We start from the raw sequence: 26,432 nt of genomic DNA, 5'->3' as shown, positions 1-26,432 counted from the left end.
ACGTCACCCCCGCGCCGCGGTGAGGTCGTCTTTGGCGGGCAGGCGGAGCACGGTACCGCTGGGCACCCGCATCGGATCGTCGATCTGATTGAAATCGGCGATACGCCGCCAGAGATGTTGGTCGCCATACTCGCGGAACGCCAAGCCGGCCAGGGTCTCCCCGGCGACGAGGACGTGGGTGCGGCGGGCGGAGGCCGCCCGCGACGTCGGATTCTGGCCGCCTTTGCCGCCGGGCATCTCCTCCAGTTCGACGGTGCACACGGCGCGGAGTGGCGTGCCGCTCGTCGAGAACAATGTGAACTTTGCGCTGACTTTGGTGATGAAGCCCGGAAAACTGGTCAGTCCACCCCATTTGAAGACCACCAGGGGTGGGATGGCGGTGGCCGTACCCGATGTCGACGTGGTCGGAACGCAGCACGACATCAGTTTGTCGACCTTCTCCATCACCGAGTTGTCCTGCTTCGCGCCGGCGTCGAGGAACATCTCCAGCGACAGCTTGCAGGGTTCGGCACCCATGAACTCGGCGGCCCCGGCCTTCGCAGCGCCCTTGGCGGGCTTGCTCTCCCACTTCGCCGATTTCGCGATCGTCACTTCCTTGGGATTGAACTGGAACTCGATCCCGCCGAGCTTCCCGCCCGGCTTTGCGCCGCCGGGCGCCTTCTTGGCCTCGAACAATTCGAGTTCGGCGTGCACAACGGATGGCGCGCCACCGCCGCCTGCCGAGCCCTTGGACGCCGGCGCCGCAGACCGCAGCGCGATGGAATCACTCATGCGGCACTGCCTTTCACTCCGGTGATACCGCGATGCGTCAGTTCGAGGGTCTCGGTCGCAACCTTGGGGGTGTCAGGATTCAAAGTGGGTCCCGTCCAGCGGACGGGCAGGACACCTTCGAGGGCCCACTCCGCGACGATCTCACCGGCAGAGTTCCTGGCCGCAATCGTTGCGGTTCCGGGCGTGTAACCACTCACCACATCGGTCACCCATTTCACGAGCTTGTGGCTGTCGTTCGAGACCGGCCGGGTCAGTTTGATGTTCGTGAACTTGATACGGGTCGGGAGTTGCCACACCATGCCGTTGTTGCCGCCCTCTTCACGTTGTTCCACAACAATTTCCAGACCGAGCCCCTCGCAACTCGCGAAGTCGCCGAGTGGTGCGCTGTCGACGTTGACGGTGAAGCAGACGCTCACCGCCGGATCGGTGTCGGTCATCGTCGTATTCTCCTGCCCGGTAATGGATGTCGGTGTTCGATGGTCATCGTTCGGTCAGCAATCCGCTTCTCTCGCGGTCAAGCCAGAGCTCGGCACGAAGGCGCGCGGTGAGGGGTTCATAGAGTTGCCGCGCCAGCTCTTCGATATCAGGTGCCGCGGTCGCCGGTGCGGCTGTGGGTGCGGCTGTGGGTGCGGATGCGGGAGGGGTCGCGGGAGCAGCGGACGCCGCGCTCTGCGCCACCGATCGGGCCGCGGACAGCGCTGATGCGGGTACACCCGATGCATCGGCCGCCGCCTGCGTCGCGCGATCGGTCAACCCTTCGAGTACACCGGCGGCATCGGGGATTCCCGGAAGGTCGGCAACGTTGGGGAGATTCGGGAGGTCCGGAGCCCCAGGGAGTTCGGGTATCTGCGGGATACCTGGGATGCTCGGCATACCTGGAATGTTTGGGATGCCTCGATTGCTGGGAAGGCCGGGAATGCTCGGGAGACCGGGGATCTTGGCGATTCCCGAACGGTTCAGAAGTTCGGTGGGCAGGCCGCCCGGCATCTTCGGTACGTCCGGAACCGCGCGCTCCACCTGGTCTGCACCGCCTGCCAATCGATTGGCCGGTGAGAACATCTCCGCCAGTGGGACCGGGTTCGATGGCAGCGACGGTAGCGATGGGAACATCGAACGCTGCAGGCTGGGTGCGAGACCTGATGTGTGCTCAGGTGACGTATCGACAGTCCGGGATACCGGGCGTCCGACAGTGCCTCGTCCGACAGTGCCTCGTCCGACAGTGCCTCGTCGACCCGGCGATGATGTCACGCGTTGAACGGACGGGATGGGGTCTCTACTTGTACTCGGAGTTGTTGTCGGGCTGCTGCTTTGAACAGGTTGCACGATAGCGGGTGGATTGAGGGGTGTATTGGAAGACGGCCGTGAGGTGGCACGCGTCCAGCTGGGTTGATACACCAGTGGGGGTTCGGGCACCGGGGGTGAAGGTGTGTCGGACGGCGATTGTGGGTCGGACGGCGATGGTGCGTCGGTCACAGTTCGCTGCATCGCGCTGCCCACTCCGCGAGAGGTGACCGGCGTGGTTGGTGTGGTGGTCGACGAACCGCCGACCATGCCGAGATCCCCACTGACAATGCCCAAATCCACACTGACCGTGCCCAAATCGCCATCGACCGAGCCCAGGTCACCGTCCATCGTGCCGATGGTGTGTACCGCGCTACGCGCATCGGGCGACCCGGGATGCCCCGTGACATTCGCGGGCGTTGGTCGTGACGCAACCACTGGTGGTGGGGGAGCGAGACTGTTCATTCGAGGTGTTGCCGGTACGGCGGTGGTCGGGACCGGATCGGCGGAAGCTCGCTGGACTGTCCGGACCGACGAAGAATCGCCCGGCCCGATCGTGTGCACACTGAGCGGATCGGGTTGCGCGGTCGCAACACTGGCCCGCTGGATGATCTGATGGGCACGCTCGGCGGTCGTTGCGGCCCGCTGGACTGTGTCTTCGACCCGATCGGTCGGTGGTTGGGCCCGCTGGACGATGTTTTCGGACCGCTCGATGGTCGGATCGGCACGGTCGACAGCGGGTGTGGGGGCGGTGAAAGATGTCGGGGCTGAGCGTTGGATGGGCAGGGTTGCCGCACGAGGCACCGGTGCGGTGCTGACCGGCAATGTGGCCGGTGCGGTGATGTCGTCTACGACCACTCCTGCCGCTACCGGTCGTGGGTTGTCGCTGTGTGGATCGAGGTCGGTTACCGTGGGCATCTCCCGGGTTGCCTGGCCTTCGGCGGGCGGCCTGGTGGTGACGGCCGGATCCGCGGGAATGGCCATGCGCTGCAGGGTCCCTCGAATGTCGGGTGCGGCCTTTGTCGATGGAGGCGACCGGAGGGCCTGCGTCGCTGTCGGTGTGGGCGCCGGTGCGGGCGTCCGGGCCGGTGTGGCCTCGGGGGCCAGCATGATCGGGTTGTCCGCCAGGTCGACGGTGGTGGACAACGCATGCCCGAAACATGGATCTGCCGACGTTGTCAGTGATGAGGTGAACCCGCCGACGTCGGTGGTGGTGGCGATAGCTGATGTGGTCGTCGGGACCGGTGCGGGCAGGTGCAGGGCGCGCTGTACGGGGATCGCATGCACGGGCGCCGCGGGGGTGCGGGCAGTGCGCCCCCAAGGCCACCAGGTCGGCATCATCGGTTCCCTTCCTCGTTGTTCAGCGCAGTGATCTGTGCGACGTACTTCGCCCGCTCAGCGTGTTCCAGATCAAACAATTCGGCTCTGGCCCAATGGAAGTGGTAGGCAACGTACGAGACCTCGGCATAGAGTCGTTCGATCCCGTACGTCGCTATTCCCCCAGGCGCCCACCGGACAGGTCGACGGCGAACTCGGTCTTGCAGTTCGGACAGACCACGCCTGCGCGGGTGTGCCCCTCCTGGTTCACCCGCCGGTACATGTCCTGCAGAAATGCCAGGTCTGTGGCAAACATGTTCTCCACCACGCCGGCGTGGACGTCGTCGATGCCACCGAGTCGGGTCACCACCCGACTGATCAGGATCACCGTGAGGTAGGCGGGGTTCTCGCGGACGCGGTCATCGCGCTGGGAGACCAGCTCGTCGCGGGCGGTTGCCAGTCGCATCGTGCCCTCGCGGTGGATGGTCCCCGCCGAATCGACAAAACCCCTCGGCAGCACAAATGCGAACTCGGTGCGTAATTCGTCGCCATCGGAGGAGTTTTCGCCGGAGCGGTCGATCACCGCGACAGCATTGGTTCTACGCACCGTCCACCTCCACGCGCTCGTAGGTGAGTACGAGCTTTTCGGTCAGCACACTGGTGTCGCCCGCTTTGAGGGAGTTGATCTCCAGGCTCTTGGGCCAGGCATTGGTGACCTTGTAACGCTTGACCGCGGTGCCCTCGTAGTCGTAGACCACGATCGCCCCGCCTTTGCGGACGTCGCTCATCTTGCCCAGTTGCGAGTCTTTGACCCACTTGTCAAAGCTGTTGTCCTCGGTGAGGGGCCGGGTGAGCGTGACTTCTCCGGCCTTCCACCGGCCGGGGAGCTTCTTGACGGTGTACTTGCCGTCGGCGGCGGTGTTCGACTTGTACTCGATCACATCCTGTTCCATCTTGAGGCCGGTGACCTCGGTGATGCTCTTGATCTGGATGCCATCGAATTCGAGCCCGAAGGAGTGGCCGACGGAGCTGTCGAATTCGGGTAGGGCCATGGTGTCACTTCTCTTTCAGCAGTGGTGAATTGGACTATTCGGCAACAAGACTGGTGCCGCCGGAGTACTGGGACAACCGGAAGATCACGAATTCGGCGGGCTTGACGGGCGCGACACCGATCTGACAGACCACCTCGCCGGCGTCGATGCCCTCGGCGGGATTGGTCTCCGAATCGCACTTGACGAAGAAGGCCTCGTCCGGCGTCCCGCCGAACAGGGCGCCGCGCCGCCACTCGTTGACGAGGAACGCGCTGATCGTGCGCCGGAGTTTTGCCCACAGCGCAGGATCATTGGGTTCGAAGACCACCCAGTTGGTGCCATCCAGGATGGACTCTTCGAGGTAGTTGAAGAGCCTGCGGATGTTCAGGTATCGCCAGGCCGGGTCCGACGACATCGTTCGGGCACCCCAGATGCGGATCCCGCGTCCGGGGAAGGCCCGAATACAGTTGATCCCCACCGGGTTGAGCAGATCATGCTCACCTTTGGTGATCTGGGTCTGCAGGGTCACCGCACCCCGGACAACTTCATTTGCAGGCGCCTTGTGGACGCCGCGGGTGTCGTCGTTGCGACCCCAGATCCCGGCAACGAAGCCGGACGGCGGGAGGAACCTCCCCTTGCCGGGGCTGACCCAGGGCCAGTACAGGGCGGCATATTTCGAGTCGTAGCCCGTGGTGTCCACACGCCATTGTTTGACCTGTTGCGCGGTGAGGTCCGGCGGGGTGTCCAGTATCGCCATCCGGTCGCCCATCAACTCGCAATGCGAGATCATCGCCAGCTGCACGGCTTTCACGGTGTCGACGTCGATGGCTCCCTGCTGATGGGCCGTCATCAGGTCTGGGATACACACCATCGTCACCTCGTCGATGGCCTCGAGTCCGGAGAAGCCGCTGCGGGCGGCCACATCGCCGACGTAGTCGTCGGTTGACAGCGTCGACGGGACGATTGCGGTGGGTGGCGGCACGACGAGTGTTGCGGTCTGGCCGGGGGATAGCTCGTCAGCTGATTTCCCGGAGACGGTGTCGATCTTGACGAGTTTCGACGCCGCGTTGACCACGGTCTTCACGCTGGTCTGCCCGCGACCGGTGGTGATCCCATTGTGTTCTTCGACAACCTCGTTACCGCGCCGGATGAGCAGCTTCATACTCCCCTCCGGAGGCGATTCGCCGTCGGCTTCGACGATGTCGACGCGCAGGCTTCCATCCACCGTGCCGGCATCGATTGCCGTCACCTTCAGATTTCCGATCTCGGCCTGCGGTACAGGCGATTCCAGTGCTCTGTTGCTGGATCCGTCGCCGTCAGACAGTGATCTTCCGATGCGGACGATGTAACAGTTGCCGCCGCCATTCTGGAAATAGGCGAATACCGACTGTGCCAGTGCGGCATTGCCGAGATATCCGCCGAACGTGTTGGTGAACTGTGTCCAGTTGCTCACCAGGGTTGGTGTGTCGAAGGGGCCGGATTCGGCGAGACCGACGAACGCGGCGACCGCGGTCCCCACCCCTTCGATGGGGCGTGATCCCGAATCGACTTCCTCGACGTACACACCGGGGGAGAGGTAGGAAGGCATTGCGACTCCTTGCTGGGCAGTTGATGTCCTGATCATTGCCGCGCTGGGTGGATGGCATAAGTGGCCTTCGGACTCCCATGAAGGCAGGACCGAGTGCACAAAAGGGCAGAGTTGTCCGACGACGTCGGACGCTGCCCGGTCCGGTCGTAATCTGGTGATAGAAGGCGACTTCGACGACTGGAGCAGTGATGGCCGATCACCACAGTGAACACGTGTCGGGTGTTGGCCCGGCCAGTGCCGGGCGACCGGAGCGGCGAGTCGATCCGGCTCGGACAGGTGGCATCAGCCGTGAGGAAGTACTGGGCAGCACCGGATTACGAGACCTGCAGCGTACCGCGGGCAATGCCGCCGTCACCGAGATGCTCGAGGGTAGGTCGCCGATCGACGGTGTCGTCGGCACGGGAGGCGGCCGGCCCTTGGAGCCTGAAGTACGGGTCGACATGGAATCACGGCTCGGTCATGATTTCGGGGATGTTCGCATCCACGACGACGGGGCCGCACATCGATCAGCGACAGCGGTCAATGCCCACGCGTACACCGTCGGATCCGACGTTGTGTTCCAGCGAGACCTCTACGACCCGAGTTCGACCAATGGGCGGGTGATGCTGGCCCATGAGCTGACTCATGTGGTGCAGCAACGTAATGGCCCTGTCGACGGGACTCCGACAGCCGACGGTGTCAGCGTCTCCGACCCTTCAGATCGCTTCGAGCGGGAAGCAGTCGCGACGGCTGAACAGGTGGCAGGGGCGAATGCGCGGCCAGTGCAGCGCGCCGGGGACGAGAGCGAGGACCTCGACAGCGATTGAGACCGTCAGGAATCAGGAATCAGATCGGGCTCGTCGGGTGTCGCGAGCGTCAACACGGCTTCGACGACACGCGGGTCGTTCTCTAGTTCGCCCTCGATTCGCCGTAGGGCGATGGCAACCGAGGATTCTTCGTTATTACCGGTGATGTCGATCGCGGCCACCAGGAATAGTGAAGCGGGCCCGGCATATTCGATGTGCAGGTAGGTGACCCGATCGACGTCGGGGTGGGCGAGGAGCCTGCGGAGCACGCGCTGGCGGGTTGCGTTGTCGACGGTCTGACCGAGTAGGAACCGACGATTCTGGTTGATGAGGACCACGGCGACCACACCCAGCAGGATCCCAACCAGGACAGAGCCCAGGGCGTCGTAGGTTGGCGAACCGGTGACCTGATTCAGGAACACGCCGAGAAATGCGATCGCCAGGCCGATCAAAGCGGCCGAATCTTCCGCGAACACGGCACGCAATGTCGGGTCTGAGGTCCGGATGACCTGATCCAGCAACCTGATTCGCTGTTTCTCCGCCCCTTTCTTGGCCTGTTGGTACGACCGCAGGAACGAGATGCCTTCGAGCACGGCGGAGAGGGCGAGAACGACGTATGCCACCCCGTATTCGCGTGCCGGCTCCGGTGACACCAGCTCGGAGATGCCGTGCTGAATGGAGACCGCCGAACCGACGGTGAAGAGCCCGAACGCCGCGAACATCGACCAGATGTACGCCTCGTTGCCGTATCCCCGTGGATGCAGGACATCCCGGCCTCGGTGTGAGCGGCGTTCTGCGATCAGGAGCAGGATCTCGTTGCCGGTGTCGGCCCAGGAGTGCGCCGCCTCGGCCACCATGGAAGCTGATCCGGTGATCACTGCTGCACCGGTCTTCGCGATGGCGACCAGCAGGTTCGAGATGAAGGCGATGAGCACCGTCAGAAAGCTCTCGCTCTGGCCCGCTCCGGAAGAGTCGGTCCGTTCAGTGGGCTTCGCCATGTGAACCTCCCCTTCCGAGGGTATTCGCCGTCGACGGGTTGGGGAACGATCTCCAAATTTTCGACCCTTGCGCAACGGGACATGCCGAGCGGGCCGGGCGACCATCTATTGACAAAAAAGTCCTTGTGCAAATAGTTGTTGGTGTTAGCGTGGCGACGTGGGTTCCTCAACGGCAGTGCAACCCTGCACCTTGAGCACCGCCCGTCTGGCCGCGATGAGCACATGGATCGACGACCAGCGCCGCGTATGGGACGACAGACTCGACGTGCTCGAGACGACCATCGACCCACGTGTCGGGGGCGAGTTCTCATGACCCAGACCGACCAGCGAGATCTGGTTGCCGAATATTCGAAGGGTTTCGCGGTCAGCCTCATAGCCCGCGTGGACTCTTACGTCGTTCCGCTTTCCTGATCCGAGGGGATCAGACATGCGGGGGAGGAGAAAATGACAAGCGCCTTGGACCCCGGCCGACCGTTCACCGGCAGTGAGCGAGAGCTGCTGGAGAACACCCTCGATCTCAATCGAGCGGGGATCGTGGCAGCTGTCGGCGACCTCACCGACAGTGAAGCGCGTGCGAAGTTGGTCCCTTCACTGACCACACCGATCTCGTTGATCAAGCATTGTGCGGCGGCCGAACGCATTTGGTTCCAACGAACACTCGCGGGCATGAGCGCCGACGATTGCGACGGCTTCGCCACCACCGGCGGAGAGGCCAGCTTCGGTGTCGCTGACGACGAAACCCTTGCGGACGTGATCGCCGAATACATCAGGGCCTGCGACCGGTCGAGACAACTCGCGGCCGGCCACGGCCTGGACGACACCGCCCAGCACCGCATTGCCGGGACGGTGAGCCTGCGATTCATCTACCTGAACATGATCGCCGAGGTCGCACGGCACGCCGGTCACGCCGATATCCTCGCAGAGCAGGTCCGTGCGCAGCGCCCCACCACCGATCGCAGTCTGGAATAGGCAAACCAGGCCGCGCCGAAATGAAGGAGATGTGCAGTGCGTAGTCGTCACCTCAGCCGGGTGATCCCGGCCCAGCCCGCCGATGTCTACGAGTTTGCGGCCAATCCGGACAACCTGCCCAGATGGGCTGCAGGTCTTGCGAAGTCCGAAGTGACCCGTGACGGTGACACGCTGTTCGCGGACTCCCCGATGGGCAAAGTGGTCGTCCGTTTCGTTCCCCACAATGAGTACGGCGTCTTGGACCATGACGTGATCCTGCCTTCCGGAACGACGGTCAACAATCCCATTCGAGTGCTGGCCCATCCCGAAGGGTCCGAGGTCGTGTTCACCATCCGCCAAATCGACCTGAGCGACGACGAGTTCGATCGTGACTGCCGGTTGGTGGAAGAAGATCTCGCTCGGTTGGGCGAACTTCTCGCGACCAGATGAGCTGCGCACGTGCGATATGGGGTGCGTCGCTGAAGTTTTCGACGTAAGGGTTCAACCCCTCGGTGCCACACAAGAGCTCGAACTCCTGCCATCAGTGCCGAGAACCCTGCCCGTAAGGGCAACGTGTCTTGGCTCTTTCGTGATGGGACCACTCGTCGATGCCAGGCACGCTTGTCGCATGCGATGCGCAGAAACGGAATACCGAGTCAACGCCGGCGGTGGGCCATGAGCACCCTGGCCTGCCCAGAATGTGGATCCGGCAACGCGCCCGGCACCCAGTTCTGTGTGGAATGTGATACCTACCTGGGTTGGACGTCGGCGCGGGCAGCGGTCGCGCCATCGTCTGGAGCACCGCCCGCCGGGACCACGACGGCGCCGCGGACCTCGCCGGACGCCGGCCGAGTAGTTGTCCCGACTGTCGAAACGGGTACGACCACAGCAACTCTGGAACCTGACACCGGGGTGACGGTCGAGCTTCGGATGTACAACCCTTCTCCCATCGTCGACGGCTATCGCGTCGAGTTGCTCACGGCACCAGAGTGGTTGATGGTCGAGCATGGTGAGATCCGGCTGATGCCCCACACGGATTCGATGATCCCGGTGACGTTCGCCCTCGCCGAAGGGAGTGTTGTGGTGGCGCAGACGATCAGCGTGCCGCTGCGCGTGCGGTCTCTGACCGATCCGGAGAAGTTCACCGATGCCGAGATCGAACTCGTGATCCCGCGGGCCGGTCGGGCGGTGGTGCTCAGCGCACACCCCACGCTGGTCCGGCTCGTCGACGAGACGGCCGGGACCGCCCGCATCGATCTCGACAACACTGCCAGCAACTACCCGCAGACGGTGATGCTCGGTGGTACCGATGCCGAAGGCGTGGTGCGGTTTTCGTTTACCCCTCCCACGGTCGAGGTCCCCGCCGGGGGAACATCCAGTGCTGACATGCGTTTCGAGACCCCGGTACTCGACTACGGAACCCAGACCTCGCGCCAGCTCACGGTCACCGCCACCAGCGGCGAGGACTCGACCGATGCCCAGATCACGGTGAACCAACAGCGGTCGGCAGCCCCCGAAGACGTACCCGCGGAGCTGCGCCTGGAACCCAGCGTCCTACGGGTCACCGACTACCCGGCCGCCGACCTCGACGTGGTCATCGACAACCGGCGCGGCAGCGCCGACCGGCAACTCACCCTCGGCGGTCGGGACCCGGAGAACAAGGTTCGATTCAACTTCGCCACCACATCGTTGTACGTGCCTTCCGGGGAGATCGCGGTCGTCCGTCTGAGCGTGCAATCGACACCGCCGCCCGAGGGCGAAGAGGTCTCAAAGCCGTTCACCGTCATGGCCGCTGACGAGAATGAGGAACTGGAGGTGAGCGGCACACTGATGCTGATCACCTCGTCTTCCTCGATCACCACTGCGTCGTTGCGGCTGCACCCGGCCAGAGTCCAGCGCCGGAACAGCGGATCGGCACGGTTCAAGGTCATCGTGGACAACGCCAGATCGACTCAGCCGCTGAATGTCGGACTCGCGGGATCCGATCCCGAGGCCGCGGTGCGATTCACCTTCAGTCCGGCACGTTTCGAAGTTCCGGCCGGACAATCGATGTGGGCGTGGTTGTCGGTGAACGCGAGCCAACCGGACCCGGGAGAGCAGATCGAGAGATCGTTGACCGTGGAGGCCTCGGACGGCAGGGACCGGATCACTGCCGAAGGCACACTCGTGCAACACACCTCGGACTGGATGCCGGTGGCACGGGTAGTTCTTACGATACTCGGTGGTCTCACCGCAATCATCGGTGCGCTCAGCCCCTGGACCATCAACCTGCCCGACTACTACTTCGACCGGCTCCTGAACCCGAGCGCCGAGGCGGACTTCGTCGAACAGACACAACCTGCGGCCCGCCTTGCCGTCCTCCTGCTCGCCGGTCTGATGATGTGGGGCATCACCGGGAAGACCGGCAAGCTGACCCGGACCTCGGCGATCCTGTTGGCCACCACGGTGATCGGCTACCTGGTCTACCTCACGGTGCAGTACGGCACCGGTGGACCGATGTACGGAGCCACCCTCGTGGTTGCCGGAGCGATCCTGGGCGGGCTCGGCGGACTCTGCATCCGCAATCGCTGAACGGGTCAAGGCCTGTCGGCCAGGTACCCACCGAACTCACGTTCACCGATCAAACGCCCGAGCTTACGATATTCATGAGCGATCGCCGCCACGACGTCGGCAGTGGTGATCGAACGTTCCTCCGCGGCGGCCCGATAGCCCGCCGTCACCGACGCTGATCGAATATTGCCGCCGGCCAATGTGAATGCCCGCGCGCAATGGTCCAGGTCGATATCGGGGCATACCGGTACCGGCGGCCGCAGACACCGCTGCCACAGATCGAGACGGGCGTCGCGGTCCGGTTGCGGGAAATCGATCAGGGCGTCGAGCCTGCGGGTGAATGCATCGTCGAGGTTTGACCGCAGGTTGGTCGTCAGCACTGCGAGACCGTCAAATGACTCCATCCGCTGCAACAGGTATGCGGTCTCGATGTTGGCGTACCGGTCCTGCGCGTCCCGAACCTCACTGCGCTTGCCGAACAATGCATCGGCCTCGTCGAAAACCAGCACGGCGTTGACCGATTCGGCCTCGTCGAAGATCTTGTCGAGGTTCTTCTCCGTCTCGCCGATCCACTTCGACACCACGCTCGACAACCCGACCGTGTACATCTCGAGTCCGAGGTCGGCGGCGATCACCTCGGCGGCCAAGGTCTTCCCGGTTCCGGATTCGCCCGCGAACAATCCGATCACCCCGCGACCGCGGGCACCGCCTCGGCGCATGCCCCATTCGGTCAGGACGCGGTCGCGGTGCCGCGCCCGGGCGGCGAGGTCGTGCAACGAGCCCTCCACCGGTGCAGGCACGATCAGATCCGGCCATCCGACGGCCGGGGTGATCCGGCGGGCCAGGCGTTCGAGCCCGGCGGCGTTCTGCGCGCGGGCCCCGGCCTGCAGATGCGCCGCGGAGACAACGTGGCCTGCGGCGCCTGCTGCGACCTGTGCCGATGCCACCGCGCGACGTACCTGGACCGGCGTCAACGCGAAATGGCCGCCCACCTCCTCGGCGCGAACCGGGGCGGACGTGTCCCCGAGGGCAGTTGTCCACAGCGACAATCGATCCGACTCGGTCAGTCGGGGTGCGTCCAGGATGAGTGGAACCTCCTCGCACCACAACGGATTCCATGGTGCCCGTCCCACGATGATGACGGGGATGGTGAAGCGTGAGAGTTGTCCGAGGACCGTCGCGATGTTGTCGCCCACCGCATCGGCCGGTGCGAAGACCACCACCGCGCCACGGAGAAGGGCCTCCCGTCGGACCGCGACGAGCACTTCGGTGAGGTCCTCGGACCCGAACCGTTCCGCATCGATCCCGAGATCCCTGCGGCCGGCCGAAACCACAGCGGTTGCGGCCACCGCGGCACCGGCGCCCCCGGTCTGGTCGCGGATGTAGATGAGGGGGCACCCGCCGGCGATGGCCGCGGCAATGGTGTCGGTCATCGGGGTCGAGAAGTGGCCGAAGTCGCAGGCAACGCGATTCATGACCGGCTCGAAAGTGTTGTCGCCCAGAAGATGCGCGGTGACGCGATCGGGTACCCGCAGCGCGCGGGTGAGGAACGGCCTGCCGGTCTCTTCGACGTCGATCAGGCCGTGGTCGATCAGCGGCGCCCCGGGGGTCAGGCGCATCCGGGCCGTCACCGATATCGCCGCGACCCCGGCCAGGGTGAGGGCCAGATCAACCGTCGCCCGTCGCCGGGATACGTCATCGTTGAGATAGCCGTACAAACGCTCGAATCGTGAATCGAGGTCGGGAAGTAGGCAGATGACAAGCAGCTCGGTGTCGAGTTCGGACAGTCCTGCGGTCGTGGACAATTCACGTAGCCGGATCACCGCGCCGGACTTCTCGGCGGCCACCGCAGCCGCTTCGGCAGCGCCTCTGGTCTCGTCGTCGGCAGTGCCGGGATCCGGGTGGGGGCTCAGTAGTCGATTGACCGCGTCGTCACCGAGATACAGGCCACGAAACGGATCGTCCGGCGCCGGATCGTTGCTGCGCCGGTGGTGAACGACCTCCCGAATCCTGTTCTCCACCAGCTGTGCCCGGGACAGCAGGTAGCGTGCGCTATCGGTGCTCACGGCGACCGGCGATGGGTCTCACGGGACGGTGCGCCGCCGAGGCCCTCGGCGACCACAATGGTGGGGTGGAGCACCGGCGGTCCGACAGGGAATGGGCGAGGTACCGCCAGCGGGGCGGTGATGACCACATCGAGTGACGGTTTCAGTTCTCCACCGAGCGCGCTCCACACGTCGGCGAACGACCGGTCCTCGGGAGGCGGCAGCGCCACCGACATCGGGACGGGAAGCCCGGTCGCGGCGAGGGTGCCTTCCACATGATGAGTCGGAATCGATTGGTATTGAAGGAAACACGTCAGTAACCGGGCCAACAGTCCGTGCTCGTCTTCGGCGCGTTGTGTCCATGCCGCCACCAGGTAGGACAGTTTGAAGTACCGGGGCGGCAGATGGCGGGCGGTGACGTGATTGCCCGAATACTCGTTGACCATACCGCTCTCCCGCCGCCGCAGATCCTCGCGAATGTCGTAGAGGAAAACGTCGACGGTGGGCCCGGTGCGTTTGCCCGCCCATTCTTTGGTTGGGGCGTCGAAGGTGACCTCCACGCCGGCACCGTGCAGTGCGTCCTCTTCGATGATGGCGCGCAGCGCCTGGTCGACATCGGCAATCACCGTTCAGATCAACCCCTCACGCATCGCATACGCGACCGCATGTGAGCGATTCCGCAGTTGCAATCGTGTTGTCACATCGTGCAATACGTTCTTCACGGTCCGCTCGGAGAAACATAGTTGACGTGCGATTGCGGTGGTGTCGAGTCCTTCGGCGACCAGCTTGAGAACCTCCACCTCACGTTCGGACAGGCCGGAGAACCGGAGGCCGCGCGGGGCCAACACCTGGCGTTGCAACCGTCCGACCTGATCGAGCAGGCTGCCGAGTAGATCCGCCGGTACGACTCCGCCGCCGGCAGCAACCCGGCGGATCTGGGCGATCAGTGCGTCCGCGTTCGCGTCGGCGCGCCGTACCAGGCCGCTGACCCCGGATTCGGCGGCGGCTACGACGGTGGTGTCGTCGAGGACGCCGAGTACCAACATCGTTCGCGGAATTCCGCCTCGTTGCAGCGCGCGCAGGTTGCGTTTGACGGCGTCGTCGAAGCAGTCCGCGACAACAATCGCGACTTCGGCGGAATCCACGTCGGATTCGTCGACCAGTCGGATCTCTGGGCGCATGTGGAGTTGGCTGGCGACCCCGGCCTGCAGGATGGTGTCGTTCGAGTACACGTAGGTGAGGATGCGATGTTGCATGTGTCGACTCCTGGCTGACGATTGCGATGTTTGTGGTCGCTCGTGGGTGGTCATTGTTGGGACTTTCCGCAACGACCGCAGAAGGTCTGTCCCGGACTGAGGTCGAATCCGCAATTGGTGCAGTGGATTCCGGAGCTCTGGGGAAGCGTCGCCGTCGATCCCGCACCTCCCGGCGCCGGTCCGGCCGGAGCGGCACCCGCTATCGGGGATGGAGACGGAGGTGGCGCACCGGCAGGCAGAGCGCCCCCGGGGATGTCGGCGCCTGGGCCACCGGTGCGGTGGGTGCGCAGGTAGTAGATCGATCCGGCGGCTGCGAGTCCGACCACGACAACAACGATGACCACCAGCATCCAGGGTTGAAAACCCCGAGAAGTCGTGTCGCCGGCCTGTTCTCGTTGCCGAACCGCATCGGTCCGCATGTCGAAGGCCTGTGGGTAGGTGGGTGCCAATTCGAGTGCGGAGTCGAAGTTCTCGACGGCAGCGGAGTAGTCACCTGCATAGTAGTCGTCGACCCCGGCGCGGTAACTGGCATCTGCCGGAGACAATTCGGGTTCCACTCCGGCATCGGCGAGCATTTCCAACAGTCCGCTGACCGGGGCGATGTAGTTGAAGGATTCTTCTTCACCGACGGGGGAGAAGCTGTTGATCCCCAACACCCGCCCGTCCAGGTCGACGGTGGGACCGCCGCTCATCCCTTTCGACATGGCGGCGCTCACCTCGTAGACAGGCGCCGTGTCAACCGTTTTGATCGCACTGATGGTGCCGCTCTTCGCAGTCGGTTCCAGACTGAAATCAGTCACCTCATCTGTGCTCTGGGGATACCCGACCGCCAACACCGCGGTACCGACCGCCGGATCACTTCCGTCTGTGAGTTCGGCCGACGGCAGGTTGTCGGCTTCGACCTTCAACAGGGCGACATCACCTTTGCCCAGCGGTCGTGCGTCGAGCACCGTGGCGGGAACGGGTTTGACGTTCTCGCCGGACTGGCCGGCGCCGAGTACCGAGACCGTGATGCCGCTCTGGTCTATCTCCTGGAGGACGGTGGATGAATCGGCGCCGGAGGCGTTGGCGATGTCGTCGGCGTGGAACGTGGCGTCAACACAATGACCGGCGGTGGCGATGTACCCGTCGGAGTTCACCACGAACCCGGTGCAGCGGGACACCGCCTGATAGCCGCTCGCCGTCACCGCGGTCTCGAGGTAGACGATGGCGGGCCGGATCACCGCAGCAGCTTTGGTCTCCGGGGTGCTGGTGGGCTCTGCCGTAGCAGCACCGCCTCCGAACAGGCTCAGCGTGGCGGTGATCGCGGCGACTGCTGTGACTGCGGTGATCCGGTTGGCGTGCACTGGGTTTCCTTTGGCTTGTCCGGGAAGTTCTCTGCGAGAGAATGATTGCTATTCGGTGATGGGCGGTTGCTCGATCTCCACCTGCACATCGCCCTGTCCCTCGGTTCCGCCGGTGTCCGGAGATTCACTTTCTTGCCCGCCGCCATCGCCCTCGTTGCCGGATCCGTCTTCGTTGCCGGCTCCGGGAACATCTTCTGGAATGACTTCGGCACCGGGATCGTCGGCGGGTGCGTCCTGTTCGGCACTGGGATCCATCTGATCTCCGGTGTCCGCGGACTCGTCCGAATCGACAGCGGCGTCCTCTTGCTCGGCGGGATCCGGGCCGGTCTCGACGTCCGTCGTCTGACCTTCTGCGACGACGGCGCCGTCGACCACAGCAACTTCTTGGACGGTCATATTCGGCGTTGCAGTCGGCGCAGGGGTCACCGTGATGGCCAGCGCGGGGTCGAACTTCGGCCAGGCCTGGCCGACATAGGAGGCGGCCTCCCGGTCGGATTCGGGCTCGGCCAACGGATTGCCGCACTCGCATCGGACCTTGGGGGCACCATGACTGTCGACGAGGACTGCGGTCCCCGCCTGCAGAACCGATTGGAAAGGCTGTGCCTCGCCGTCGGAGTATCCGTGATTGGTCACGTTGGTGTCGGTGGTCAGGACAACGGGGGTCAACGCATCGACATAGGCCGTGGCATCGTCGGTGCCGACAACATCGGCCCAGGCCTGCGCCTGCTCCGGATTGGACGCGAGAAAGCTCTGGAGCTGTGCGCGATCGCAGACCGACAATTCGCTGGAACCGCCGTACAGGCCGGGCTCGTCGCCTGACACCTTCGAGGTGTCTTCCCCGGCAAGCGGGGTGACCGTCGTCGAATCAAGTGTGTCGGCGGTGGCGGAGAGATCAACCGGCGCGGTCACCGACTCGGTCCACGGTGAATCGCCACTGGACTGAGCGGCCTCGAGGACAACCTGATTCGCCTCGGACGGCACGTCTTTGGAACAAGCCGCGACGATCATGACAATGCCTGCGACGAGTACTGCGAGAGTCACCGTCGACGACTTCAGGAGAACCAGAAGTGACGTTTGCGAGGTGCCGGTTTGTCGGGACATGCACTGATCGTGGTCCGGCGGTGTGTCCGAAACGCGAGTAGCGCACTACCCGAATATGCGAGGGCCTCTCACCGCTGGGCCGGGTATGACCGTGGCGACCTGGGTAGTCGCCGTCTGCGCTGCCCGCTCAGTGTGCGAAGTGTTTTTTCTGAGGGAGGTGGCCGCTGGCCTTGAGCTTGCGGAGGTCGGACATGACCTGGACGAGGTGTTGGTGCAGGACGCGGGCCATGTCGCGGGAGAAACCCTCACGGACGACCACTCGCAGAACCGCCAGGTCGGTGACGTTGTCGGGCATCGTGTAGGCAGGCACCTGCCAGCCATAGGCGCGCAGGGCGTGACTGATGTCGAACGCGGTGAACTCACAGGATTCGTGGAGTCTGAACGTCACAACCGGGATGGCCGAACCGTCGGTGATGATCTCGATCTCGTCTTCTTTAGCGATTTCCGCGGCGAACCACTGTCCGGTTTCGGACAGCGATTTCATGATGTCGGTGTAGCCCTGACGGCCAAGGCGCAGGAAGTTGTAGTACTGCCCGATGACCTGATTGCCCGGCCGCGAGAAGTTGAGGGTGAAGGTCGGCATGTCGCCGCCGAGGTAGTTGACCCGGAAAACGAGGTCCTCGGGCAGCCACTCGCGGCTGCGCCAGACCACGAATCCGACGCCGGGATAGGTCAGGCCGTATTTGTGTCCGGAGACGTTGATGGACACCACCCTGGGGACACGGAAGTCCCATTCGAGTTCGGGATGCAGGAAGGGGAGTACAAAGCCGCCGCTGGCACCGTCCACATGGATCGGCACGTCCGCGCCACCGTCGGCGGCCAGCTTGTCGAGGGCGTCGGCGATGGCTTTGACGGGTTCGAGTTCGCCGGTATAGGTGGTGCCTGCGATGACGACCACGCCGATGGTGTTCTCGTCGACGGCGTCGACAACCTGTTCGGGGGTGATGACGTATCGCCCCTTCTCCATGGGGAGGTAGCGCGGTTCGACCTCGAAGTAGCGGCAGAACTTCTCCCACACCACCTGCACATTGCTGCCCATGATCAGGTTCGGCGTGCCGGACGTCGCGGTGCGCTTGGCTTTCCAGAGCCACTTCAGGGCCAGGCCGCCGAGCATGACTGCTTCGGAGGAGCCGATGGTGGACGTGCCGACGGCGGTGGAGGCATCCGTCGGAGAGAGGCCCGGCGCGTTGAACAGATCGGCGACGATGGCGACACAGCGTTCTTCGATGGCCGCGGTCATCGGGTACTCGTCTTTGTCGATCATGTTCTTGTCGAACGTCTCGGCCATCAGCTTCTCGGCCTCGGGGTCCATCCAGGTGGTGACAAAGGTGGCGAGGTTGAGGCGAGAGTTTCCATCGAGCATGAGTTCGTCGTGGATGAATCGATACGTGACTTCAGGATCCATCGATTCGTCGGGCATCCGCAGGGCCGGTATGCCCGAAACCGCAAAGCGGCCGGTATAGGCGGGAGTGATCACTCCGCGGTCGTCGTCTGACATCTCAGTGAACTCCATCGTTTGGCAATGAATGGGAAAGGCTGAGCGTCGAGCCACCCGATATTACCGCCGCCCCCGCCGATCAGCAGGGGAATCAGGCAACCGCATACCGATTTCAGGGCCTACTGTATGAGCGTGATCGTGCGACCAGAGACCCGTGTTCCCGGCCTCGACCGCGGCGTGGTTGCCGGGTATGCCGCAGGCAGTGTCGGAACAGGCGGGTTTGGTGTCCTGCCAGGACTGGTACTTGCGTACTACCTCACGGACACATTGGGTGTGGCCGCGGCGGTGGCCTCACTGGTGGTGATCATCCCGAAGATCGCCGACGTGCTCCTCGATCCTTGGATCGGAGCGATCAGCGACCGGATGGTGGGCCGCGACGGTAATCGCGTGCGGCTCATGCTCATCGGTGCACTTGCCCTGCCGTTGCTGTTCATCGCGATCTTCTCGGTGCCGACGGTCCTCGGACCGGCGGCAGGTGCGATCTGGGTGCTGGTGGCCTTCCTGCTGGCTGCGGTCGCCTACAGCCTCTTCCAGGTTCCCTACATCGCACTGCCTGCAGAACTCACCTCCGACTACCACGAACGCACTCGGCTCATCTCGGTGCGCATCGCTGTTTTGGCCTTGACAATTCTGTTGGTGGGCGCCGGTGGTCCGGCGATCCGTGACGGTCTCGGCGGCGACGCCGCGGGCTACCTCGTGATGGCTGCCGTGGTCGCGGCAGTGATCTGTGCGGGAATGCTTGCCGCGACACTCGGAGCGGCCCGAAAAGCATTGCCACCGACGAAGTCCGGGCCGGAAACCTCCACCTGGGTGGCCTACCGGGATGGTCTCGATGCGTTGCGCGACGTCCGGCGGTTTCGAGTGCTGGTGACGGTGTTCGTGATCCAGGCGCTGGCAACGGCCGTCATGCTGGCAGGTGCGCAGTATGTGGCGACCTATGTGCTCGACAACGAAGGCGCTCTGAGCATCCTGTTCGCAGCACTGGTCGCGCCCGCACTGTTGGTGATGCCGCTCTGGTATCGCCTGGCCCATGCCCGTGGAAAGATGACCGGATTGGTCTGGGCCTCAGCGATATTCATGTGCGCCACCATGCTGCTGACGTTGCTGGTCTGGGTACCGGGCTTGTGGGTGTATCCGGTGGTCGGCCTCGCCGGGGTGGGATACGCCGGGATGCAGGCGTTTCCGCTGGCAATGCTGCCGGACGTCATTGACGAGGATGCGCAACGGAGTGGTCGCGAGCGGGGTGGCGCTCTCGCCGGTGTGTGGACCGCCACCGAGACCGCGGGCCTGGCACTGGGCCCGGCCGTGTTCCTCGGGATCCTCGCGGTATTCGGATTCGTCTCGTCGGACGGGGACGATCCAGTCCCACAACCCGACTCGGCCGTCACGGCGATGGCGCTCGCATTCTCGTTGCTGCCCACCGCGTTGGTCGCCGGAAGTCTGTGGGTGCTCCGCGGCTATCGCGACACCACGGTGAAGGAGGGGAACTGATGGCGCCGGAGAAAACGATCGCAGACCGGGGTGCGTCAGTGCTACGACGGTTGGAAGACCTGCGGGCACACGACGCACCTACCCACGGCGGCCGGATCCTGTCCTACGTCTACGACAGCGGGCTGGCCGAACTCGACCGGATAGCCGCCGATGCCGGTCGCCAGGTGCAGCCGGTGAACGGCCTGGACCCCACGGTGTTCACCTCGGTCGCGGTGATGGAGCGCGAGTTGATCGCATTCGGGCGCAACGTATTCCATGGTGATGACACCATGGTCGGAACGGTGACCAGCGGCGGTACAGAGAGTTGCCTGCTGACGGTCAAGGCGGCCCGTGACAATGTTGCCCGTCCCCGCGGCACCGGTTCGCTGGTGATCGCGAGCACGGCGCACGCGGCCTTTGTCAAAGCTGCGGAGCTGTTGTCGCTGGAGCTGATCCGGGTACCGGTCGACCCCGACACCACACGGGTGAGCGCTGCCGCCATCGCCGCAGCGATCCGTGAGGACACGGTCCTGGTGGTGGTCTCGGCCCCCAACTATCCAACAGGAGCCATGGACCCGGTCGCCGACGTTGCGGAAGTGACGTCGCAGCAGGGTATTCCGCTGCATGTGGATGCCTGCCTCGGTGGATTCGCCCTGGCCTGGTGGGAGACCGATGACATACCGGTGCCACCCTGGGACTTTCGCGTACCAGGGGTCACAAGCATCTCTGCGGACCTCCACAAATATGGCTACACACCCAAAGGTGCATCACTGCTGCTTCACCGCGATCGCGACCGACACCGGGCCCAGTACTTCGGAATCACCGACTGGCCCGGCTACCCGGTCGTCAACCCGACGCTCCTGGGCTCGAAGTCGGTGGCGGGGACGGCCGCGGCCTGGGCGATCACCCAGACACTTGGCGTCGAGGGTTATGCCGCGCTGGTGGCGGGGATCCGGCGTTGCACGGCCGCGCTGCTCGAGGCGATCGAGAGTATCGACGGACTGCGCGTGGTCGGAGAACCGATCGGTCCGGTCTTCGCGGTCGCTGCGGACACTGCCGCGTCAGCGCCGGTGGATCCGCACCGGTGGGCAAATGCGGTGCGTGAACGCGGATTCACCCTGCAGATGCAGCCATCGTTCACCCAGGCCGATGGCTCGGTGTTGCCTGCGACCACACACTTCACGGTGACCCCGGTGACCGAAGCCGTCCTCGATGAGCTGGTCGCGGCTCTCGGCGACGGGGCCGACGCCGTGCGGGGACAGCCAGCTGCCGGGCCGCCGGAGGCGTTGCGAGAACTTGCCGCCGCCATCGACCGTGAGGACCTGGCGGTGACCGATATTCTGGCACTGCCGAGTGCTGCCGTCGGCGAGGCGCTGGCCGCGGCCGGGCTCGACCCGCAGGGCGACGGCGAGCTCGACATGGCGACCGTGCTCGCGGCCGTCGAGGCATTGCCGCGTGAGGTCACCGCCAAGCTGCTGGTGGAGTTCCTCGCAGGTCTGGTGGCCCCGAAATGATCACCGTGAACATTTCTCTTCCGGCGGGCGGTGTTCACCGGTAGCGTCCACCGGGTGTCGCAGCCCAGACGTTTCGGTGCCCTGTTCGTCCTGCTCACCATCGCCGCCGCCGGGGTGATCACCGCGGCACCGCCGGTTGTCGCTGCGCCGGCGGACTTCTACGACACGAGCTCGGTGACGCCGGGTGACCCGGGGACGGTTGCGCGACGTGAGGCGCTGGTGCCGTTTGGTGGGCTGGGCTCGGGACATCGGGTGCTCTATTCGACCACCGACACCTTCGGTGCACCGATCCTCGTCTCAGGCACCTCGCTCGAACCGGATGCGGCGTGGACCGGTCCTGGCCGGGTGCCACTGGTGGTGATCGGACCCGGAACACAGGGTCAGGGCGATCAGTGCGCACCGTCGAAGAACTTCGAAAAGGGATTCGGGACAACCGATATCGGCGGCGAGACCAGCATCCAGGCCAACTATGAGGGATTCTTTGCCGCGAGCTTTCTCGCGCAGGGATTCCGGGTCTTCGTGACCGACTATGTGGGGCTGGGAACCCCCGGCGTGCACACCTATGCGAACCGTGCGGAATCCGCGCACGCGATGCTCGACGGGGCGCGCGCAGCGTCTCCCGGAACCGGTCCGGTTGTGCTGTGGGGGCATTCGCAGGGCGGAGCTGCCACCGCAGCCGCGGCCGAGCTTGCGCCGGAGTATGCGCCGGAGCTGAATATCGCTGCCGGATATGCGAGTTCGCCACCGGCAGACCTCGTAGCGGTGCAACGGCATATCGACGGCACCGGGCTGATGGCGGCAATTGGCTACACCATCAACGGATTTCTGGCGCGCTACCCGGAATTGCGCGACCCATTGGATGCGCATCTGAACGACCACGGTCGAGCCGTGCTCGCCGATGTCGCCCAGCAATGCCTGCTCGACTCCCGCAATGAGTACGGAAAACAGAGCACCGCCGGATGGACCACCGACGGACGCCGGCTCGATGAGGTGATCGCGGACCTGCCGGTGGCCAGGGCCGTGGCCGACGAACAGCGGATCGGCCGCCGAACACCAGCCGCGCCGATAATGGTCACCGGTGCGGAGAACGACGACTTCATTCCCTATGCGCAGACCGTTGCGCTGGTCCGCGACTGGTGTGCCCGAGGTGCGAACGTCGTCCTGAACACCGACCGGATTCCCGCGATCAATCCGGGTAGCGGCAACAACCACCTCGCTCCGGTGGTCGCCGATTACCCCGTTGGCCTGCAATTTGTGCGCGACCGGCTGGCCGGACTGCCGGTCGAGGGTAGCTGCGCCACCGTCTGATCCAGGTGGCGGAGTTGTTCCGCATCGGCTGGGCAACGGCACAAACTTCAAGCGCCGGTAATGTCTGAACCCTGACCACCGACGTGAGGAGTGCACGCATGGGTCCCGGAAACGGAAACGATCCCGAGAATCCTGACCAGCCGACTTGGGGTGGCGGGCAGGATCCTGCGCAGCCGCAGCAACCATATTGGGGCGCGCCACCGGACCAGCAAGGCCAAGGGCCGAGCGGCACCACCCAGATGCCATCGCAAGATCCTCAGTACGGCCAAGCGCCGCAGTACGGTCAGGATCCGCAATATGGGCAGGCGCCTCAGTACGGTCAGGATCCGCAATACGGCCAGGCGCCTCAGTACGGTCAGGACCCGCAATACGGGCAACCCCAATACGGTGGCGATCAATACGGTGGCCCTCAATACGGCGATCAGTCCGGCGGGGACCAGTACGGTCGGCCGGTTGTCGGTGGCCAGCCCGCCTACAGCCAGCAACCCGACTACGGCCAGCAATACCCGAACGCACCGTACGGCGGAGGCGGCCCTCCCTATGGTGAGCCGCCGTACGGCGGCTACGGAAGCGGTGGTCAGCCTCCGGGCAATGGCGGAAACAAGAAGGCCGCACTGATCATTGCGGCTGTTGTGGCCGTTCTTGTGCTCGTCCTTGGCGGCATATTCGCAGCGGTGGCGTTGTCCGGCGACGACGATGACGATTCGACCGCCGGATCGTCGTCGACCGCCACATCGACCGCAACATCGGCCGATGAGACCGAAACCGACACGACCACAACAAAAACCACCACCACAAGCGAAGAGCTGTCGGGCAACGTCACATATGAGGTCACCGGCAATGCCTTCGTGATCACCTACACAGATGCCGAAGGTGTCGAGCAGACAGACGACGACCCGACAATGCCGTGGACCAAGTCGTTCGAAGGAAATCCGGACGAGCCTCTTGTTCTCGGTGCGATCGCAATCGATGGCAGTGATGTCACGTGCACGATCAAGGTCGGTTCGAAAACGGTTTCCGAGGAGACGGGCCCGCTGGCGGCTTGTGTGAGTCTGGACTGGTGAGGCAACAGAACTCGTGACCGATCCGGACAAGCGCGCGCAGATGTCGACCTCATTCGGGGAACAGGCGCGTGCGTACAGTCAGGGACGACCCGACTATCCGGCCGCGGCCGTCGTCGAACTGCTCAACCCGGGCGCGCGGGTCGTCGCTGACATCGGTGCCGGCACAGGCAAACTCACCGCATCGCTGATCGAATCGGGTCGGACGGTGTACGCGGTGGAGCCGGATACGGGGATGCTCGATGAATTGCGGGCGCAACTGCCCACGGTGCGCGCGCTGTCCGGAACGGCCGAGCAGATCCCGTTGGCGGACAACACCGCTGACTCACTCGTGTTCGGTCAGGCGTGGCATTGGGTCCGTCCAGACGAGGCGGTGGCCGAGGCAGAGCGGGTTCTGCGGCCCGGCGGCACGGTGGGATTGATCTGGAACATCCGCGACGAATCCGTGCCGTGGGTGCGCGAGTTGACCGCGATCGTGGCGGCCAGCGAAGCCGAACGGTATGTGGCCGCAGGCGTACCCGAACTGGGCGGTGGATTCGGCGCCTTGGTACACCGGGTCTTTCGATGGGACCGCACATTGACCGCCGGACAATTGATGGCCATGGTGGCCTCGCGTAGCGCGGTCATCACCGCCACCGGCACCGACCGGGCCCGGATATTGGCGGAGGTCGAAGTGCTGGCCGGACAGGTGGCCGATGAGACCGGGACCATCGTCCTGCCCTACCTCACACATACCTACCGTTCTGAATTGAATCCGCCGCAGGCCTGAGCACCGCTCGAGCCCGATCCGGGCGACGTGTTGAGGGTCTGATCGGAACTTATCCCCGGTTGGGTCGATAACCGACAACCCGGTCGCCTACCGTGGAGTCGTGAGTTCCCCAGACGTGTCCCAAGTGCCCGCTGAGCCTGCGCCCACGGTGGCAGGCAATGGCGACTTCAAGACCATGATGACCTGGCGTGGCATCGGTGCCGAACGCCTGGAGCAGGTCCGGGTGACGGTGACCGGCAAACGGATCAAGGCCTATGGCCGGATCATCGCCGCGGCCACCGCCGATCACGAGGCATTCAGTGCTTCCTACGACCTGATCACCACGGACGCCGGTCTCACCAAGCGACTCTCCTTGCACCTGGTGCGGGCCGGTGGCGACACCCAGATCTCCATCACGCGTGATGGGCAGGACGTGTGGCTGGTCCAGACCGCTCGCGGTATGCAGCGCAGCGACTTCGGCGGTGCCCAGGATGTCGATCTGGCGTTGAGCCCGTTCTTGAACGCGCTGCCGATCCGTCGCCTCGGACTACAGAAGGCGTCCACGGCTCCCACCACGGTGCCGGTGGCATACCTCTATATTCCGTCTGGCGAGTTCTCGGCGGAATCGTTGCAGTACACCCCGGGCGAGGCCGGTATCGACATCGTCTCGCCGATGGCACAGGCCACCATCACCGTCGACGACAACGGATTCGTCCGTGACTATCCGGGCCTGGCCGAGCGCATCTGATACCGGGCACGCGACTTCACGCTTGCAGAACTAGCCGGTCCAGATGGCCCCGTCGCGGGCCGCGTTGCGCAGCTCGGCCTCCCAGCCGGGCGCTCCGATGGACACCGACGTCGGCGGTCCGTCGACTCCGTTGACCCTGTCGTAGTGTTTGCGGGCCCGATGCCCGTCGGCCACAAGTGTCTCGACGGTGCCTTCGTCGCGCAGTTGGTCGCGCGCATACGTCAGCCGATCGATGGTCTCGCTGAGCGCGATCAGCAGCTCAGTCGAATTCGCCTCGAGCATGGCCCGCTGGGCCGTCGGCGAGGTCCCGGCCACGCGGGTGACGTCTCGGAACGACCCGGCCGCCAATCGCAAGGCCAACTCGCCCTCACCCGCGCCGACGACGGCGGTGACCGCGGCCGTCAGGTGCGGCAGGTGCGAGATCCCGGCAACGGCCCGGTCGTGTTCGTCGGAGGCCGCCGCGACCACCCGTGATCCGACATCGAGAGCCAGGCGCGCGACGGTCTGCCAGACCTGCGGATCGGCGCCGTCATCGGTTCCGACCACCCACACCGCGCCGGTGAACAGTTCGGGGTCGGTGGCAGGCCATCCGGACTCGGACGTGCCGGCCATCGGGTGTCCACCCACGAACCTGTGGGCCAGGCCGTGGGCGTGCGCCGCGTCGGCAACCGGCTGTTTCACGCTGACCACGTCGGTCAGTGGACAGTCCGGGGCGTGCTCGGCCACTTGTCCGACCAGTGCGTCGATCGTCGGGGCCGGGGTCGCCAGCACGATCAGAGCAGAACTGTCCGCGGCCCGGAGTAGCGTCGCGACCAGATCGGACGAGGCGTCGAAGCCGTCGGCGACGGCGGCGTCCACCGTCTCCTGGGACCGGTTGTATCCGAACGCGGTCCGACCGGCGGCCGCCGCCGCGCGGAGGAGGGAACCGCCGATCAGGCCGAGGCCGAGAACGCAGATTTGTGGCCGATGTGTCGGAGCGGTGTGTGTCACCTGTTCAGATTCGCATATTGCGGCTTCCGGCAATGCCGGGTGGCGCTGGTCAAGGGAGTTGGGTTTACCCGCGCCGCC

At 64.7% G+C, this 26,432-nt stretch carries 26 protein-coding genes; 11 read left to right on the top strand and 15 right to left on the bottom strand.

Annotated features, from left to right (window positions below):
* Nucleotides 1-3 precede the first annotated feature (3 nt).
* The 7 genes from AC1TPF_RS01530 to AC1TPF_RS01500 are packed head-to-tail and all read right to left on the bottom strand — an operon-like array spanning nucleotide 4 to nucleotide 5,988.
* Entirely contained in the window at nucleotides 4-771 is a 768-nt protein-coding gene (locus tag AC1TPF_RS01530) for a CIS tube protein (protein ID WP_482136930.1), read from the bottom strand.
* The gene (locus AC1TPF_RS01525) at nucleotides 768-1,208 is read right to left on the bottom strand and encodes a phage tail protein (RefSeq protein ID WP_482136931.1); all 441 of its coding nucleotides are present in this window, start codon (nucleotides 1,206-1,208) and stop codon (nucleotides 768-770) included. The genes AC1TPF_RS01530 and AC1TPF_RS01525 overlap by 4 nt, the downstream gene beginning before the upstream one ends.
* Before the next feature lie 43 nt (nucleotides 1,209-1,251).
* Entirely contained in the window at nucleotides 1,252-3,393 is a 2,142-nt protein-coding gene (locus AC1TPF_RS01520; RefSeq protein ID WP_482142343.1) for a hypothetical protein, read from the bottom strand.
* Entirely contained in the window at nucleotides 3,390-3,533 is a 144-nt protein-coding gene (locus AC1TPF_RS01515) for a DUF6760 family protein (protein WP_482143987.1), read from the bottom strand. Before AC1TPF_RS01515 ends, AC1TPF_RS01520 begins: the two co-directional genes overlap by 4 nt.
* Nucleotides 3,534-3,544: 11 nt before the next feature.
* Nucleotides 3,545-3,976 (bottom strand): hypothetical protein, encoded by a 432-nt coding sequence (locus tag AC1TPF_RS01510; protein ID WP_482136935.1) that lies wholly within the window; start codon nucleotides 3,974-3,976, stop codon nucleotides 3,545-3,547.
* Complete coding sequence (locus AC1TPF_RS01505) at nucleotides 3,969-4,421, bottom strand: phage tail protein (RefSeq protein WP_482136936.1); 453 nt, start codon at nucleotides 4,419-4,421, stop codon at nucleotides 3,969-3,971. The genes AC1TPF_RS01510 and AC1TPF_RS01505 overlap by 8 nt, the downstream gene beginning before the upstream one ends.
* Nucleotides 4,422-4,455: 34 nt before the next feature.
* A complete protein-coding gene (locus AC1TPF_RS01500; RefSeq protein WP_482136937.1) occupies nucleotides 4,456-5,988 on the bottom strand; it encodes a phage tail sheath family protein in 1,533 nt (510 codons plus the stop codon).
* 188 nt (nucleotides 5,989-6,176) lie between these two features.
* Between AC1TPF_RS01500 and AC1TPF_RS01495 the strand changes: the two genes are divergently transcribed.
* Nucleotides 6,177-6,794 carry an eCIS core domain-containing protein gene (locus AC1TPF_RS01495; RefSeq protein ID WP_482136938.1) on the top strand — a complete coding sequence of 206 codons (618 nt, stop codon included), beginning with the start codon at nucleotides 6,177-6,179 and terminating at the stop codon, nucleotides 6,792-6,794.
* A gap of 5 nt (nucleotides 6,795-6,799) precedes the next feature.
* On the opposite strand, the gene AC1TPF_RS01490 is transcribed toward AC1TPF_RS01495, so the two are convergent.
* Entirely contained in the window at nucleotides 6,800-7,771 is a 972-nt protein-coding gene (locus AC1TPF_RS01490; RefSeq protein ID WP_482142342.1) for a cation diffusion facilitator family transporter, read from the bottom strand.
* Between the two features lie 157 nt (nucleotides 7,772-7,928).
* Between AC1TPF_RS01490 and AC1TPF_RS01485 the strand changes: the two genes are divergently transcribed.
* The 4 genes from AC1TPF_RS01485 to AC1TPF_RS01470 all read left to right on the top strand — a co-directional run bounded on the left by AC1TPF_RS01485 (nucleotide 7,929) and on the right by AC1TPF_RS01470 (nucleotide 11,290).
* On the top strand, nucleotides 7,929-8,084 hold the full coding sequence (locus AC1TPF_RS01485) for a hypothetical protein (RefSeq protein ID WP_482136940.1): 156 nt from the start codon (nucleotides 7,929-7,931) through the stop codon (nucleotides 8,082-8,084).
* A gap of 131 nt (nucleotides 8,085-8,215) precedes the next feature.
* Nucleotides 8,216-8,740, top strand: a complete 525-nt coding sequence (locus tag AC1TPF_RS01480; RefSeq protein ID WP_482136941.1) for a DinB family protein — start codon at nucleotides 8,216-8,218, stop codon at nucleotides 8,738-8,740.
* Nucleotides 8,741-8,776: 36 nt separating this feature from the next.
* A complete protein-coding gene (locus AC1TPF_RS01475) occupies nucleotides 8,777-9,169 on the top strand; it encodes an SRPBCC family protein (RefSeq protein ID WP_482142340.1) in 393 nt (130 codons plus the stop codon).
* Nucleotides 9,170-9,394: 225 nt separating this feature from the next.
* Nucleotides 9,395-11,290, top strand: coding sequence for a hypothetical protein (locus AC1TPF_RS01470; RefSeq protein ID WP_482142338.1), 1,896 nt, complete (start codon nucleotides 9,395-9,397; stop codon nucleotides 11,288-11,290).
* A gap of 5 nt (nucleotides 11,291-11,295) precedes the next feature.
* On the opposite strand, the gene AC1TPF_RS01465 is transcribed toward AC1TPF_RS01470, so the two are convergent.
* The 6 genes from AC1TPF_RS01465 to gad form a co-directional block, all read right to left on the bottom strand.
* A complete protein-coding gene (locus tag AC1TPF_RS01465) occupies nucleotides 11,296-13,335 on the bottom strand; it encodes an ATP-binding protein (protein WP_482142337.1) in 2,040 nt (679 codons plus the stop codon).
* Nucleotides 13,332-13,940 carry a Pvc16 family protein gene (locus tag AC1TPF_RS01460; protein ID WP_482142336.1) on the bottom strand — a complete coding sequence of 203 codons (609 nt, stop codon included), beginning with the start codon at nucleotides 13,938-13,940 and terminating at the stop codon, nucleotides 13,332-13,334. Before AC1TPF_RS01460 ends, AC1TPF_RS01465 begins: the two co-directional genes overlap by 4 nt.
* A gap of 3 nt (nucleotides 13,941-13,943) precedes the next feature.
* A complete protein-coding gene (locus tag AC1TPF_RS01455) occupies nucleotides 13,944-14,570 on the bottom strand; it encodes a response regulator transcription factor (protein ID WP_482136946.1) in 627 nt (208 codons plus the stop codon).
* 50 nt (nucleotides 14,571-14,620) lie between these two features.
* The gene (locus AC1TPF_RS01450; RefSeq protein WP_482142334.1) at nucleotides 14,621-15,916 is read right to left on the bottom strand and encodes a trypsin-like peptidase domain-containing protein; all 1,296 of its coding nucleotides are present in this window, start codon (nucleotides 15,914-15,916) and stop codon (nucleotides 14,621-14,623) included.
* Nucleotides 15,917-15,964: 48 nt separating this feature from the next.
* Nucleotides 15,965-17,017, bottom strand: coding sequence for a DUF6777 domain-containing protein (locus AC1TPF_RS01445; RefSeq protein ID WP_482142333.1), 1,053 nt, complete (start codon nucleotides 17,015-17,017; stop codon nucleotides 15,965-15,967).
* Nucleotides 17,018-17,144: 127 nt separating this feature from the next.
* Nucleotides 17,145-18,515, bottom strand: a complete 1,371-nt coding sequence (gad, locus tag AC1TPF_RS01440) for a glutamate decarboxylase (protein ID WP_482142331.1) — start codon at nucleotides 18,513-18,515, stop codon at nucleotides 17,145-17,147.
* 132 nt (nucleotides 18,516-18,647) lie between these two features.
* Between gad and AC1TPF_RS01435 the strand changes: the two genes are divergently transcribed.
* From AC1TPF_RS01435 to AC1TPF_RS01410, 6 genes are all read left to right on the top strand, one after another.
* Nucleotides 18,648-20,006 (top strand): MFS transporter, encoded by a 1,359-nt coding sequence (locus AC1TPF_RS01435; protein WP_482142330.1) that lies wholly within the window; start codon nucleotides 18,648-18,650, stop codon nucleotides 20,004-20,006.
* Nucleotides 20,006-21,499 (top strand): pyridoxal phosphate-dependent decarboxylase family protein, encoded by a 1,494-nt coding sequence (locus AC1TPF_RS01430; RefSeq protein ID WP_482142328.1) that lies wholly within the window; start codon nucleotides 20,006-20,008, stop codon nucleotides 21,497-21,499. Before AC1TPF_RS01435 ends, AC1TPF_RS01430 begins: the two co-directional genes overlap by 1 nt.
* A 54-nt stretch (nucleotides 21,500-21,553) precedes the next feature.
* Complete coding sequence (locus AC1TPF_RS01425; protein ID WP_482136952.1) at nucleotides 21,554-22,807, top strand: alpha/beta fold hydrolase; 1,254 nt, start codon at nucleotides 21,554-21,556, stop codon at nucleotides 22,805-22,807.
* Between the two features lie 98 nt (nucleotides 22,808-22,905).
* On the top strand, nucleotides 22,906-23,871 hold the full coding sequence (locus AC1TPF_RS01420; protein WP_482142326.1) for a hypothetical protein: 966 nt from the start codon (nucleotides 22,906-22,908) through the stop codon (nucleotides 23,869-23,871).
* Nucleotides 23,872-23,884: 13 nt separating this feature from the next.
* Nucleotides 23,885-24,637 carry a class I SAM-dependent methyltransferase gene (locus tag AC1TPF_RS01415; protein ID WP_482142324.1) on the top strand — a complete coding sequence of 251 codons (753 nt, stop codon included), beginning with the start codon at nucleotides 23,885-23,887 and terminating at the stop codon, nucleotides 24,635-24,637.
* A gap of 175 nt (nucleotides 24,638-24,812) precedes the next feature.
* Nucleotides 24,813-25,364, top strand: a complete 552-nt coding sequence (locus AC1TPF_RS01410; protein WP_482137326.1) for a putative glycolipid-binding domain-containing protein — start codon at nucleotides 24,813-24,815, stop codon at nucleotides 25,362-25,364.
* A 30-nt stretch (nucleotides 25,365-25,394) separates the two neighbouring features.
* Here the strand turns inward: AC1TPF_RS01410 and AC1TPF_RS01405 are convergent, their stop codons facing one another.
* Nucleotides 25,395-26,354, bottom strand: coding sequence for a prephenate dehydrogenase (locus AC1TPF_RS01405; protein ID WP_482136955.1), 960 nt, complete (start codon nucleotides 26,352-26,354; stop codon nucleotides 25,395-25,397).
* Nucleotides 26,355-26,432 lie beyond the last annotated feature (78 nt).

This window comes from Williamsia sp. Y853 (genome assembly GCF_056786495.1).
The sequence above is the reverse complement of the archived record's forward strand: the minus strand, read 5'-3'. Positions and strand labels throughout refer to the sequence as shown.

Bases quoted from the DNA above. Each gene is read 5' to 3' on its own strand.
- AC1TPF_RS01530 (WP_482136930.1), bottom strand. From the start codon at position 771: ATGAGTGATTCCATCGCGCTGCGGTCTGCGGCGCCGGCGTCCAAGGGC.
- AC1TPF_RS01525 (WP_482136931.1), bottom strand. From the start codon at position 1,208: ATGACCGACACCGATCCGGCGGTGAGCGTCTGCTTCACCGTCAACGTC.
- AC1TPF_RS01520 (WP_482142343.1), bottom strand. From the start codon at position 3,393: ATGATGCCGACCTGGTGGCCTTGGGGGCGCACTGCCCGCACCCCCGCG.
- AC1TPF_RS01505 (WP_482136936.1), bottom strand. From the start codon at position 4,421: ATGGCCCTACCCGAATTCGACAGCTCCGTCGGCCACTCCTTCGGGCTC.
- AC1TPF_RS01500 (WP_482136937.1), bottom strand. From the start codon at position 5,988: ATGCCTTCCTACCTCTCCCCCGGTGTGTACGTCGAGGAAGTCGATTCG.
- AC1TPF_RS01495 (WP_482136938.1), top strand. From the start codon at position 6,177: ATGGCCGATCACCACAGTGAACACGTGTCGGGTGTTGGCCCGGCCAGT.
- AC1TPF_RS01490 (WP_482142342.1), bottom strand. From the start codon at position 7,771: ATGGCGAAGCCCACTGAACGGACCGACTCTTCCGGAGCGGGCCAGAGC.
- AC1TPF_RS01480 (WP_482136941.1), top strand. From the start codon at position 8,216: ATGACAAGCGCCTTGGACCCCGGCCGACCGTTCACCGGCAGTGAGCGA.
- AC1TPF_RS01470 (WP_482142338.1), top strand. From the start codon at position 9,395: ATGAGCACCCTGGCCTGCCCAGAATGTGGATCCGGCAACGCGCCCGGC.
- AC1TPF_RS01455 (WP_482136946.1), bottom strand. From the start codon at position 14,570: ATGCAACATCGCATCCTCACCTACGTGTACTCGAACGACACCATCCTG.
- AC1TPF_RS01445 (WP_482142333.1), bottom strand. From the start codon at position 17,017: ATGTCCCGACAAACCGGCACCTCGCAAACGTCACTTCTGGTTCTCCTG.
- gad (WP_482142331.1), bottom strand. From the start codon at position 18,515: ATGTCAGACGACGACCGCGGAGTGATCACTCCCGCCTATACCGGCCGC.
- AC1TPF_RS01430 (WP_482142328.1), top strand. From the start codon at position 20,006: ATGGCGCCGGAGAAAACGATCGCAGACCGGGGTGCGTCAGTGCTACGA.
- AC1TPF_RS01420 (WP_482142326.1), top strand. From the start codon at position 22,906: ATGGGTCCCGGAAACGGAAACGATCCCGAGAATCCTGACCAGCCGACT.
- AC1TPF_RS01410 (WP_482137326.1), top strand. From the start codon at position 24,813: ATGATGACCTGGCGTGGCATCGGTGCCGAACGCCTGGAGCAGGTCCGG.